This is a genomic window from Thermostichus vulcanus str. 'Rupite' (genome assembly GCF_022848905.1).
GTDB lineage: Bacteria > Cyanobacteriota > Cyanobacteriia > Thermostichales > Thermostichaceae > Thermostichus > Thermostichus vulcanus_A.
The window spans coordinates 63,353-75,980 of the sequence record NZ_JAFIRA010000007.1 but is presented as its reverse complement, the minus strand read 5'-3'; the positions used below and the strand labels follow the sequence as shown (position 1 = coordinate 75,980).

Genomic DNA, 12,628 nt, shown 5'->3' with positions numbered 1-12,628 from the left:
TCATGGCCTACGACAACGTCTGCAAGTACCTGGTAGAGCGCTTCTCTGAACAGTTTGCTCAGTGGCTGCTTGGATCCCCTCTGACTTTGACCCAATTGGATCCAACTGAACTGTCGGCAGAGCCAATCCGGGCCGATTCGGTGATACTTCTTGGTGATATTGACCGGATCCTCCATCTGGAGTTTCAGACAGATCCGGATCCCCAATTGCCCTTTCGAATGGCAGATTATCGCCTACGTCTGTACCGCAAATACCCCGAGCGGCAGGTGGAGCAGAGGGTGATCTATCTCCGCCGGAGCAGCTCCCCCTGGGTTTTCGAGACAGAGTTTCGCGCCGATGAACTGCGGCACCGCTTCAGGGTAGTGCGACTGTGGGAACAGGATCCTGCTTCTTTGTTGGCTTTACCCGGGCTGTTGCCGTTTGTGATGTTGACTCAACTTAACCCGGATCCAGAAGCTAGGTTGAGACAGATTGCCCGTCAATTGGAGCAGATAGAAGAGCCTCAGCTCAAAGGGGATCTGAAGGCTTCAACAGCAGTTTTGGCAGGGCTAGTATTGAGCAAGGAAGTCATCAGGCGAATCTTGGGGGAGATGGATATGCGGGAATCAGTGATCTATCAAGAATGGCGAGCCGAAGCTCTCCGAGAGGGGCATCAGGAGGGATTACAACAGGGACTACAACAGGGACTACAACAGGGATTACAACAGGGACTACAACAGGGACTACAACAGGGACTACAACAGGGACTACAACAGGGAGAACTCCAACTCACCTTGCGTCAGCTTAAGCGTAAGTTCGGATCCCTGTCTCCTGAGCTGGAAGCTCGGATCCATGCTTTGCCTTTGAATCGGCTGGAAAATCTGGCCGTAGCTCTTCTGGACTTCACCTCTGAAGCGGATCTGCTGGCTTGGTTCCAAGCTCAGGGTCTAGCCTAATTTTTGCTCACTGTGTGAATACCAGAACGAGCTTGCTGCTGATCCTGGGCCAAGGTTTGGATGAGGATCCCAACCTCGAATTCCTACTGTTTTCCGTTTTCGTTTTCAATTCTTGCTCAGTCCAGTTCAGCTACTGCTCTCGTTCAGAGGTCATGCTGACTCGACCTGCTCATTCAAACAGTTGCATCCCTGCTGCCACCGGATCAAACCCCGGGGAGAAGCAGGTGTTGTGGTCGTAATGGGATCCACTTAAATTGGCCCCCTGCAAACAGGCCCCTTCCAAGTCGGCATAGCGCAGATCCGCGCAGCGTAGGTCAGCATCCGCCAGATTGGCATAGCGCAGGTTGGCGTAGCGCAGATTGGCCCCGTGCAGGTCGGATCCCTGTAGGTTGGCTCGCCGCAGATCGGCCCCCCGCAAAAAGGCATACTCTAGGCAAGATTGGGGAAAAGAGCGATCCCCACGTTGGTAACGGGCTAGCAGCTCAGAGGCGCCCTGCAGGACACATTGGGAAATGGTTTGGGTCATAACGGCTCTCCATAAGATTCAACCCCGATAGTTCTTCTCTATCGGATCGAATTGATGAAGATCAAGCGTCTTTAACAAATGATTTCAGTTTCTACAGAAACCGACCCTTTGCAGTTATTTTCTGAAACATCAATCCCAATTATTAAGAAAAATCAAGAAAAAGGGCAGGTTTTTACAGCTCACAGTCCTGCCCTTAGCTGTTCTGCCATTACCTACTACAACTGATTCAGCCTTCGCCCAATAGAGCGCCTAGCCAACTTTCTTAACCCACTTTTTCCGCTGGGATCGGAGCTGGGGGATCTTTGCGGGTTGTAGAACCAATTTTGCGGAAGACAAGGCGTTCGTTGGCCACATCCACCTGAATCGTGTCTCCTGGCAAGAACTCGTTCTCTAGCAGCTTGGTAGCGATGGGGTTTTCGATTTCCCGTTGGATCACCCGCTTTAGGGGGCGAGCCCCAAACACCGGGTCGTAGCCCACTTCCGCAATGTAGTCCTTGGCTTCCTCGGTGAGAATAATCTCAATCTGTTGATCCGAGAGCAGTTGCTCCACCCGCCGCATTTGCAAGCTGACGATCTGGCGAATTTCGGCTTTCGTGAGGGCATGGAAGATGATCAATTCATCCACTCGGTTCAAAAATTCTGGCCGGAAATTGTGCCGCAACATGGTCAACACTTGCGTTTTCATCTCCTCATAGCGGCTTTCATCGCCACCAATTTCCAGGATTAAATCACTACCGATGTTGCTGGTCATGATGATGATCGTATTTTTGAAGTCTACCGTTCGCCCCTGCGAGTCGGTAATGCGGCCATCATCCAACACCTGCAACAAAATGTTAAACACGTCTGGATGGGCTTTCTCCACCTCGTCAAAGAGCACCACGGAGTAGGGCCGCCGCCGCACGCTTTCTGAGAGCTGCCCCCCTTCTTCGTAGCCCACATAGCCGGGAGGGGCTCCCACCAGCCGCGAGACGGAGTGCTTTTCCATGTACTCGGACATGTCGATGCGCACCATCGCCTCGGAGGTATCGAAGAGGAACTCCGCCAAGGCACGAGCCAGCTCGGTTTTCCCCACCCCAGTTGGACCCATGAATAAGAACGAACCAATCGGGCGGTTGGGATCCTTCATGCCGGCTCTGGCCCGTCGGATGGCTGCTGCGACGGCTGCAACGGCTTCCTCTTGACCAACCACCCGTTTGTGCAGATGGGCCTCCAAGTGCAGCAATTTTTGCTTCTCCGACTCCATCAGGCTGGTGACCGGGATCCCTGTCCAGCGGGAAACGATCTCGGCGATATCTTCCTGGGTGACCTGCTCCCGCAAGAGGGGATCCCCGCTGCTCTGCTGGCTGGCTAGGTGGGCTTCCTGCTCCTGAATTTGCCGTTCTAGATCCATCAATTTGCCGTATTTCAGCTCGGCAGCCCGGTTGAGATCATATTTTTGTTCGGCCTGTTCAATTTGCAGCTTGACGGCATCCCGTTCGGCTTTTAGAGCTTGCAGTTTCTCAAGGCCCTCTTTTTCAAATTGCCAGCGGGCATTGAGTTCCCGTTGTCGCTCCGTCAGGTTGGCTAGCTCCTGCTCAATTTTGCTGAGGCGATCTTTGGAGGCGATATCATCCTCTTTTTTCAAAGAGAGTTCCTCCATTTGCAGTTGCATGATGCGCCGGTCAATCTCATCCAATTCCACCGGTTTGGAGGTGATCTCCATTTTCAGTTTGGCGGCGGCTTCATCCACTAAGTCAATTGCTTTATCCGGCAGAAACCGTTCGGAAATGTAACGGTTGGAAAGGACAGCAGCAGCCACCAAAGCCGAGTCGGCAATTTTGACCCCATGGTGCAGCTCGTAGCGTTCCTTGAGACCCCGCAAGATGGAAATGGTATCTTCCACCGAAGGTTGATCCACAAACACCTGCTGAAAACGACGTTCTAGGGCAGCATCTTTTTCGATGTGCTTGCGGTATTCGTCTAGCGTGGTGGCACCAATGCATCGCAATTCACCCCGGGCCAGCATCGGCTTGAGCAGGTTGCCGGCATCCATCGCTCCTTCGCCAGCTCCGGCCCCAACAACCGTGTGCAATTCGTCGATGAACAGCACGATCTGCCCTTCCGACTCGGTCACTTCCTTAAGCACCGCCTTGAGGCGATCTTCAAACTCACCGCGATATTTCGCCCCGGCGATCAGGGCTCCCATATCCAACGAGATCACCCGTCGATTTTTTAGGGATTCCGGCACATCGCCCCGATTGATCCGTTGGGCTAAGCCTTCCACAATGGCGGTTTTACCCACGCCCGGCTCCCCAATCAACACGGGGTTATTCTTGGTGCGACGAGACAGAACCTGAATCACCCGGCGAATTTCTTCATCCCGTCCAATCACCGGATCCAGTTTGCCCTCACGCGCTGCTTGGGTGAGATCCCGACCGTAGCGCTCTAGTGCCTCGTAGCGGGATTCTGGGTTTTTATCGGTGACCCGTTGCTTACCCCGTACCTCTTGAATAACGGGTTTGAGCCGTTCTACCGTCAGGCCCAGCGGCGCCAACACCCGCTTGCCGACCCGCTCATCCTGCAGGGATCCCAAAAACAAATGCTCGACGGAGATGAAGTCATCCTCGTATTCCTTGCGGAACTCCTCAGCTCGATCCAGGGTGGTTTCTAGGCCCCGGCCCAGATAGAGCTGGTCTACCCGCGCCAACTTGGGTTGCTGGTTGATGAAACTCTCTAATTTGTCCCGTATCAGCTTTGGATCGGTACCAGCCCGCTGCAGGATGGTTTGGGTAAGCCCCCCCTCCTGATCCAGCAAGGAGAGGAGCAGGTGCTCGGTTTCCAGTTGTTGCTGCTGGTACTGCCGAGCCACATCCTGAGATTTGACGATGGCACCCCAGGCTTTTTCGGTAAATTGATTCGGGTTGGTGGGCTGCATAGAAGTTTAGGAGGAGCTTGGTATTCAGTATAAGAAAGGATAAGAAGCGGTTTGGGTCAACAGCCTTTGCCGCCGCAGTTGAGGGAGGCCAGGTGGGATCCCATTGATTCGGATCCCACTAATCTAGGTATCGCCCATTTTGCAAGACTAGGAGTTCCAGAGAACCGTCCTCACCTCCCCCACCCTGTGGAGGGATCCCCGCCTGTTAGTCCTCCTCTTCGTAGGGCCGCCCTTCCCCAATCACCGCCAGATCAATTTGCTGCCGATAGTAGTCCACATTTTTGATCTGCACCTCTACGCGATCCCCAAGGCGGAACTGCTGCCGACTTTTGCGGCCCACGAGCGCCTGCTGGCGGCTGCGATACTCGTACCAATCATTTTTCAGGGAACTAACCCGCACCAACCCTTCTGCCAGGATGGGATCCACCTGCACGAAAAAGCCATAGTTTTGCACGCCGATGATCAGGCCAGGGAACACCTCCCCTAGATGTTTCTGCATAAATTCGGAGCGCTTCAGACCCATCAGCTCCTGCTCAGCCTTGAGCCGTACCTGGTGCCCCTCCCGCAGCGGTTCCAGTTGAGCCTGGAGAAACTCTTGCCATTCCTCTTGCACCTTCGGTGGTAGCACGTTCCAGTTGATCTGCCCGTGACAGGTGTGGCTGTGCAGATCAACGCCGGTTTTCACTCGTGTACTGCGGCGATCCCGCCCTTTGCTGAGGGCGAGATGGAGGGCCCGCAGGTTGAGCAAATCGCTATAGCGACGCAGGGGGGCAGTGAAGGTGGCATAGGGTTCCGTCAGGCCCAGGCCAAAATGGCCGAGAGATTCTCCTTCTGGCAGCGGCTGCAGGCGATACTCCACCGGGGGCAAGGTGGCCAACAACTGCGCCACCAAAGCTGGGCTGGCTCCAGAAGCCAAGACATCGGGGGCAGTGATGCGGGCACATATGCGTTGCCAATCCGCCAGTGTCACAGTTTCGGGATCCTGCAAAGTCAGATCCAACTTCATGGAGTTGACCAGGCGCAAAAAGCCCTGGAGCGCTTCAGCACTCGGTGCCGGCTGCACTCGCGCCAAGGAGGGGATCCCCAACTGGCGCAAATGGTTGCCAAGGGTCTGGTTGGCCAGCAACAAAATCTCCGTCATCAAGGCATGGGCGCTGAGGCGGTCACTGATGAGCAGGGGACCATAGCCGCTCTCATCGGCAGAGTGGGGGGTGAGCAAATCCAACAGAGGCAGATCGAACCCGCCTGCTTGGTGGCGTTTCACCCTCAGGATCTGGCTGAGGCGCAATAGATTTTGCAGCAGCGCCATCAACTCTGGTACTTCTTCCTCAGGGTTGAGATCGGCAGCGGTGGCGAGAAGGGCCTGCACCTGCCCATAGGACAAATGCGCCCGCGACTGCACAACGCTAGGCTGAATCTCGAAGCCTTCTAGGACTCCCTCTGGGCTAATCCTCAAAAGCAGGGAATAGGCCAGCCGCTCCTGTTGCGGCAATAGGGCCAGACGAGTGTGGGCCTCCGGCGGAAACAGCGGCAGCACCATCGTGTCTAAGTAAACCGTAGCGGTACGCTGCTGGGCTTCTTGCTCAAGGGGGTGTAGCGACTCTCTGTCCCCTGTGCGGCTCGGTTCCAGCCAATGGGGCACATCGGCGATGTGAACCCCCAGGAGCCAACCCCCTTCCGGTTGGGCTTGTAAAGACACCGCCACATTCGGCTCTAGGCCATGGGGATGTTGCAAATCGAGGGGTTCTAGCGTGACACAAAGCCAATCCCGCAGGTCACGGCGGCCCTTTTGATCGGCACGGCTTAACTTCTTGGGCAGAGCGGTGGCCGCTTCCACGACTGCGGCGGGAAACTCTTGGGGTAGGTTGTACTTGCAGCAGACAAGATCAGCATCGATGGAGGCATCGGGGCCATTGCCTAGAATTTTGCGAATGGTGCCGGTGGGGGGTAGATCCGCCAGAGGATAACGCTCCACTTCCACATAGGCAACTCGACCCTCTGCCAACTCCACTGGGGATCCGGATCCCTCTGAAGAGGCAGGGATCCCGGGTTCGGAGAGGGCTAGCTCGAACAGCAACCGATCATCCAAAGGCACCACTCGAAAGCCCTGTTCCGTTTGTTTCAGGCGGCCCACCAAGGTGGAGTTGACCCGCTCGATCACCGCTGCCACTTCTCCCTCGGGGCTACGGCGACGATTGCCATCTTTGGTGACCCGCGCCAACACCTGATCGCCATTCCAAGCGCCACTCAAATTACTGCCGTGAATATAAATATCCTCTACCCCCGGCTCGTCCCGAATGGCAAAGCAAAACCCTTTGCTGGAGCAACGCAAACGCCCCACCACCAACGACTCATCCTGCCGCCGGCGATAGCGGGGTGGATCCCCGGGCTGCTGCTCTAGGAAACCCACCCGCACCAGGCCGTCGAGAGCGATTTCTAGCATCTCTTGGGCTTCTAGGCCCTGGGCTTGCAGGAGGGAGAAAAGAGCCTCTTTATCGGTGAATTGGTCAGGCGTTTGGGAGAGAAAATGATGAAAAAGCCGAGAGAAGTCCATTGCGGGTATTGGCGGAAGAAGAGGTGGAGAAACGGATGCATCAGAGCAGGGTAGAGCAGGCCAACCTCGGCTGGAGTTAATCGCGGTGACCGGTGACGATAAAAGCCACGCGCTGGCCGATGTTGGTGCTGTGGTCAGCCAGACGTTCGAGGTAGCGGATCGACAGCAACATCAACAGAATAGGCTCGATCGATCCCTTAATGTCAGACTGCTGCGCCAACGTATTGTAAAGGCTTGTGTAGTCCTCATCAACCGCATCGTCTTCCCGCTTCAGCTGGAGGCCCAGGTCAGCGTCCAGTTCCGTCAGGGCCACCAGACTGTGGCTGAGCATTTTCTGGCAACGCTGCATCATCACCTGGATGCGGCCCAACTCTGGGGGTGGCGGATACATCACCAGACGCAGGGCCACTTCTGCCAAGTCTTTGGAGTAGTCACCAATCCGCTCCAGATCCCGTATCAGCTGCATCAGGGTGCTAATCCAACGTAAGTCGCGCGCTACAGGGGAGCGCAAAGCAATCAGATTGATGCAATCTTTCTCGATTTGACGGTAGAAATAATCAATCTGTTTGTCCTGGGTCATCACCTGTTCAGCTGCTGCCAAGTTTTGCTCAAACAGCGCCTGCTGGGCCAGCACCACCGATTTTTCGGCCAAAGCTCCCATGCGCAGCACATCCTGCTGCACCCGTTTGATGTGGAGCTGAAGCTCAACTTGCCCCATTGTTCTCCCCGCTCAGGGTGATATTGGCAGAGAAGGGATCCCTGCTGAGGCTAAAGCCCCTTTATACTCATGATGACAAATTTTCCTGGTTGGGAGGGCGGAGCAGGCCGCAAATTTGAGGGAGGATGAGAAAGAATCCGTATTCCAGTCAGAGGGAGTGGCTTTTTTGCTGATCTTTTCACTCTCTTCTTCTCTGTTGTTGCTCCAGCCTATCTTATGACCTTTCCCCCAATCGTTGTGTTGGATGATGACCCAACGGGATCCCAAACCGTTCACAGTTGCTTGCTCCTCACCCGCTGGGATGCGGACACCTTGAAACTGGGCTTGCAGGATAACTCCCCCATTCGTTTTATCCTCACCAATACCCGGGCCCTGCCATCGGCAAAGGCAGCTCAGGTAACCCGCTCCGTTTGCCAAGCCTTGAAAAAGGGGATGGCGGAAGTGGGGCTTTCGGAGGCAATTGTTGTCAGCCGTTCCGACTCGACCTTACGCGGACATTACCCCCTAGAAACCGATGTGATAGCGGCGGAATTGGGGCCTTTTGATGCCCACTTTTTGGTGCCGGCCTTTTTTGAGGGGGGCCGGATCACGCGCGCGAGCGTTCATTACCTACGGGTAGGTGAGGAATGGGTGCCAGTTCATGAGACTGAGTTTGCCCGTGATTCCGTTTTTGCCTACCACCACAGCTATTTGCCGGATTATGTGGAGGAGAAAACCCAAGGCCGTATTCCAGCTGCACAGGTGGAACGGTTTACCCTAGAGCAGATTCGTTCCGGCTGTTTGCAGAAACTCTTGGCGTTGCAAGGGAATGTCTGCTGCGTGGTGGATGGGGAAACCCAGGCGGATCTGGATCGCTTTGCCAAGGATGTCTTGGCGGCGGCCTCTCAAGGCAAGCGCTTCTTGTTTCGCAGCGCCGCCAGCCTGTTGACCGCTTTGGCCCAGTTGCCCCCACAACCGGTTGCCCCCGAACAGATGGGGCAGTTTGTCCGGTCCAAGCAGCCAGGGGTGGTGATTGTTGGATCCCATGTGCAGAAATCCAGCCAGCAACTGGCGCAATTGTTGCAAGAGCCTGGGATCCAGGGCATTGAGGTGGCAGTGCGGTTATTGTTGCAGCCGGGGGCAGAGGAGGATTTGCTCCAGGGGATCCTAACCCAGGTGCAGGCTGCTTATGAGTCAGGGCAAACCCCTGTGGTTTATACCAGCCGGGAGGAGCTGACTTTTGATGGGGAGGGGGCTTCGGCCATAGAAACCCGCTTGGCTTTTGGGCAAAAGGTTTCCAGGTTACTGATGCAGGTGGTGCAGGGCTTGCCTGCTGGGATTGGCTACCTGATCAGCAAAGGGGGCATTACTTCCAATGACACCCTCAGTGTGGGTTTGAACCTGTCGGCGGTGCGCTTGTTGGGGCAGATCCATCCAGGAGTCTCGATGGTGATTACACCGGCGGATCATCCCCGCTTTCCCCATTTGCCGGTGGTGTTGTTTCCGGGTAATGTGGGTGAGGCGGATACACTGGCTGTGGTCTATCGCCGTTTGTCGGGCCGAGGGCGGGTTGAGCTGGTTTAGGCTAAAGAAGGGCTTTCTTCACCACTCCTCCTTCCTCTATCTAATGGCCGAACTGCTTACTCCTGAACTCGTTACTCCTCCAGAAGCTCTGCCCGACTGGGATCGCTGGTGGGGATCCCTGCGCCAGCAACAGGGGGGATCCCCAAAACCTCCCCAACCGGTGGTGCAAACCCGTTCCGAAAAATTGGGAGCCGTGAAGGCCGATGTGGTGATTGCCGGAGGTACTCTGGGGATCCTGTTGGGGGCAGCTTTGGCGAAGCGGGGTTGGCGGGTGATCCTAATCGAGCGCGGCATCCTGCGGGGCCGAGAGCAGGAATGGAACATTTCCGGGCAGGAATTGCAGGTTTTGTTGGAGCTGGAACTGCTGACCCCCGCAGAACTGGAACAGGTCAAGGTGACTCACTATTCCGCAGGGCGCATTGGCTTTGGGGATGGGCCGCAGTGGTGGGTGGAGGAGGTGCTGAATGTGGGGGTGGATCCGGTCGGTCTGCTGGAATGCTTGAAGAACCATTTTCTGGAATGGGGGGGGCAGTTGCTGGAGCAGCAGGCTTTTGTGGGGGCAACCGTTCACCCGGATGGGATCCAAGTGCAAACTACCGCGGCCACTGTGGGAGCCCAACTGCTGCTGGATGCCATGGGACACCGTTCGCCGGTGGTGGCACAAGCCCGCGGGGGACAACCGCCGGATAGCGTCTGTTTGGTGGTGGGATCCTGCGCCCAGGGGTTGCCGCACCTGGACTATGGGGATGTATTCTACAGCTTCTCTCCGACGCAACCCAGCTATCACCCCTTTTGGGAAGCCTTCCCCGCCCGCGATGGCCGCACCACCTACCTGTTTACCTACTGCGATTTGGATCCGGGTCGCCCCAGCCTTGCGACCCTCTGGCAAGACTATTTGCACCATCTGCCCACCTATCAGGGGGTGGACTTGGCGGAGATCACCTGGGTACGCAAGCTATGTGGGGTTTTTCCGGCCTATCGCCGCAGCCCTTTACAAATGCCCTGGGATCGCCTCTTGGCAGTCGGGGATAGCAGCGGCAGCCAGTCACCTCTCAGTTTTGGCGGGTTTGGGGCGATGCTGCGCCATTTGCACCGCCTGCAACAAGGGATCCATGAGGCCCTGAGTCAACAGGAGCTGGATCAAACGGCTCTCGCTCTGCTGCAACCCTACCAACCCAACCTGGCGGTTACTTGGTTGTTTCAAAAGGCGATGATCCCACCCCTCAAGGTAAAGCATTGGGATCCAAACAGCATTAACCGCCTGTTGAGTACCGTGTTTGGGGCCATGTTCGCCGCTGGCCCACAGGTGATTAAGCCCTTTTTGCAGGATGTGGTGCAGTTTGGCGGATTGGCGCAAGCCTTGTGGGGGGTAATGAGCCGGGATCCCTGGCTAGTGGCCCAACTGCTGGGCCAAATCGGGCCGCTAGAACTGACCCAGTGGGTGGGGCATTTTAGCGCTTTGGGTCTATACAGCCTATTGGATCGCCTGGCTTCAGTTCAGAGTCAGGAGGAAGGCGAGAAATCCGCCGATTATTTCCGGCAACGTCGCCACCAGGCTTGGCAATACGGAGCGGGCCGAGATCGCCATCCATAAAGGGAGATCACAGGGAGGTGACAACTCCCGCCGCTAAGCTGCGCTGTAGCGGGGGCCTCTCAAATTCACAAATGAGAGTTGCTGCTTCACAGGACTCGTACCCAAGGATCCTCCACAGCCAGCAAACGCCTGTCCCAGCGTCCGTTGTGCCCGATGCAAAAGGTTCCGTGCCGCGTTCCAGTCTCGATCCATCTCCAACCCACAATGAGGGCAGTGGTCGCGCCAGCGGTGCGGAGCACTTTGAACCCGGTCTGTCAGCGTCTTCTGCACTTGTTCACCACATCCCGAACATGCCTGGCTGGTACCGTTGGGATTTTCTGCTAATACTCTCTTGCCGCGTTTGACCGCCACTGCTTCGAGGATACGCAGAAATGGTTTCGTTTCTGATGACGATCTTCAAATTCATGAAGTTCTTCTTCCTCTTCTTTGCTGGCTAATACTCTGTTTCGGCAGCGCTGGCGACGGCAGCCGCGGCAGTATCGGCTGGCTCCGGCAGATACAGCCGTTCTTCAAAAGCATCGTATTCAAACAACTCCGCGTAGCGGCCCCAGTCAATGGCAGTGGCAAACTGACGTTCCGCCTCTGCATGGGGAAAATGCTCATCCCACAAATCCAAAAAAAACTCTCCCCGCATCGAGCGGCTGCGTTTCTCTTCAAGGGTTTGCAGAATACTCTTGAACACCGGCACCCGCTCCAACAGCTGCTGCCGGAAGAGGTCTTTGCTGCGCAGAATGGTGGTGGTGGCAAAGTCTCGGCCAATGTCTGTGAGGTGAACTTCCCCTTCAGAGATCTGGGCAAACCCCAGCAAGACTGCTGCATCCAAAATCGGTAGCAGATCGTCCACCGCCAGCCGGATCCGTTCCGCTAGAGCGGCAATATCCACCCTCCCTTCCGGCTGCTCCACAACCAGTTCCAAAAGGCCACTGATCCCCCCCACCCGCGCATAGGGCAGCGGACGAGCGTAGGGCGAGAGGATCTTCTGAGCAGCGGCCACGGGAGCTGGCACCGCCACTTCTCCCGTCACCTCGATCTCGGGATTGGTCATGATCGTGTAGATGTACTCTACCAGAGACTTAAAGCGGGGATCCGCCCGGTCATGGGGCCGGGGTAGGTCAATTTTGACTTCTCCGCGCACCCGTCCTGGATTGGCCCCCAAAATCACCACCCGATCCGCCAGAAAAACCGCCTCCTCGATGTTGTGGGTGACGATCAAAATGCTCTGGGAAGGGAAGGATTGGGCATTCCAAAGATCGTCAATTTCTCCGCGCAGGTTTTCGGCAGTCAGGACATCCAAAGCACTGAAGGGTTCATCCATAAACAACACCTTCGGCTCCAACACAAAGGCGCGGGCAAAGCCCACCCGTTGTTTCATGCCGCCGGAGAGTTCCTTGGGATAAGCACTTTCAAATCCATCCAACCCCACCAGGTCGATCGCCTTCAGGGCCCGCTGCCGTCGCACCTCCCGTGGGATCCCTTGGGCTTGCAATCCCAACTCCACATTTTCTTGCACCGTCAACCAGGGCAGCAGGGCAAAACTTTGAAACACCATGGCCACATCCGGGTTGGCCCCACGCAGGAGCTTACCGCTGCTGAACACTTGCCCCTGACTGGGGGGGATTAACCCCGCCATGATGCGCAGTAGGGTGCTTTTGCCACTGCCACTGCGGCCCAACAGCGCCAGGACTTCCCCGCTTCTCACCTCGAGGCTGATTTGACTTAATACGGTAAACTCACCTTTGCCTTCCGGTAGCGGAAACCGCTTGTGGACATCCTCGACCTGAATTAATGGACGAACCGAGTTGAGATGCATACAGCACTTTCCTT

Annotated in this window: 9 protein-coding genes; 3 read left to right on the top strand and 6 right to left on the bottom strand. The window is 56.2% G+C overall.

Going from position 1 to position 12,628, the window contains the following annotated elements; all coding sequences use genetic code 11:
• Positions 1–2: 2 nt before the first annotated feature.
• On the top strand, positions 3–935 hold the full coding sequence (locus JX360_RS04710; RefSeq protein WP_244349441.1) for an Rpn family recombination-promoting nuclease/putative transposase: 933 nt from the start codon (positions 3–5) through the stop codon (positions 933–935).
• Positions 936–1,104: 169 nt separating this feature from the next.
• Here the strand turns inward: JX360_RS04710 and JX360_RS04705 are convergent, their stop codons facing one another.
• From JX360_RS04705 to phoU, 4 genes are all read right to left on the bottom strand, one after another.
• Positions 1,105–1,461, bottom strand: a complete 357-nt coding sequence (locus JX360_RS04705; protein ID WP_244349440.1) for a pentapeptide repeat-containing protein — start codon at positions 1,459–1,461, stop codon at positions 1,105–1,107.
• A gap of 262 nt (positions 1,462–1,723) precedes the next feature.
• Positions 1,724–4,375, bottom strand: a complete 2,652-nt coding sequence (gene clpB / locus JX360_RS04700; protein ID WP_244349439.1) for an ATP-dependent chaperone ClpB — start codon at positions 4,373–4,375, stop codon at positions 1,724–1,726.
• Between the two features lie 205 nt (positions 4,376–4,580).
• The gene (locus tag JX360_RS04695; RefSeq protein ID WP_244349438.1) at positions 4,581–6,929 is read right to left on the bottom strand and encodes a ribonuclease R family protein; all 2,349 of its coding nucleotides are present in this window, start codon (positions 6,927–6,929) and stop codon (positions 4,581–4,583) included.
• A gap of 76 nt (positions 6,930–7,005) precedes the next feature.
• On the bottom strand, positions 7,006–7,647 hold the full coding sequence (phoU, locus tag JX360_RS04690) for a phosphate signaling complex protein PhoU (protein WP_244349437.1): 642 nt from the start codon (positions 7,645–7,647) through the stop codon (positions 7,006–7,008).
• A gap of 216 nt (positions 7,648–7,863) precedes the next feature.
• On the opposite strand from phoU, the gene JX360_RS04685 reads away from it, so the two are divergent.
• Together JX360_RS04685 and JX360_RS04680 are read left to right on the top strand one after the other, a co-directional pair.
• On the top strand, positions 7,864–9,210 hold the full coding sequence (locus tag JX360_RS04685) for a four-carbon acid sugar kinase family protein (RefSeq protein ID WP_244349436.1): 1,347 nt from the start codon (positions 7,864–7,866) through the stop codon (positions 9,208–9,210).
• A 43-nt stretch (positions 9,211–9,253) separates the two neighbouring features.
• A complete protein-coding gene (locus JX360_RS04680; protein ID WP_244349435.1) occupies positions 9,254–10,804 on the top strand; it encodes an NAD(P)/FAD-dependent oxidoreductase in 1,551 nt (516 codons plus the stop codon).
• Between the two features lie 33 nt (positions 10,805–10,837).
• Here JX360_RS04680 and JX360_RS17835 read toward each other — a convergent pair whose 3' ends face one another.
• Together JX360_RS17835 and JX360_RS04670 are read right to left on the bottom strand one after the other, a co-directional pair.
• Complete coding sequence (locus tag JX360_RS17835; RefSeq protein ID WP_425244358.1) at positions 10,838–11,167, bottom strand: zinc ribbon domain-containing protein; 330 nt, start codon at positions 11,165–11,167, stop codon at positions 10,838–10,840.
• Between the two features lie 70 nt (positions 11,168–11,237).
• Positions 11,238–12,614 carry an ABC transporter ATP-binding protein gene (locus JX360_RS04670; protein WP_244349433.1) on the bottom strand — a complete coding sequence of 459 codons (1,377 nt, stop codon included), beginning with the start codon at positions 12,612–12,614 and terminating at the stop codon, positions 11,238–11,240.
• Positions 12,615–12,628 lie beyond the last annotated feature (14 nt).

Bases quoted from the DNA above. Each gene is read 5' to 3' on its own strand.
- JX360_RS04710 (WP_244349441.1), top strand. From the start codon at position 3: ATGGCCTACGACAACGTCTGCAAGTACCTGGTAGAGCGCTTCTCTGAA.
- JX360_RS04705 (WP_244349440.1), bottom strand. From the start codon at position 1,461: ATGACCCAAACCATTTCCCAATGTGTCCTGCAGGGCGCCTCTGAGCTG.
- clpB (WP_244349439.1), bottom strand. From the start codon at position 4,375: ATGCAGCCCACCAACCCGAATCAATTTACCGAAAAAGCCTGGGGTGCC.
- JX360_RS04695 (WP_244349438.1), bottom strand. From the start codon at position 6,929: ATGGACTTCTCTCGGCTTTTTCATCATTTTCTCTCCCAAACGCCTGAC.
- phoU (WP_244349437.1), bottom strand. From the start codon at position 7,647: ATGGGGCAAGTTGAGCTTCAGCTCCACATCAAACGGGTGCAGCAGGAT.
- JX360_RS04685 (WP_244349436.1), top strand. From the start codon at position 7,864: ATGACCTTTCCCCCAATCGTTGTGTTGGATGATGACCCAACGGGATCC.
- JX360_RS04680 (WP_244349435.1), top strand. From the start codon at position 9,254: ATGGCCGAACTGCTTACTCCTGAACTCGTTACTCCTCCAGAAGCTCTG.
- JX360_RS04670 (WP_244349433.1), bottom strand. From the start codon at position 12,614: ATGCATCTCAACTCGGTTCGTCCATTAATTCAGGTCGAGGATGTCCAC.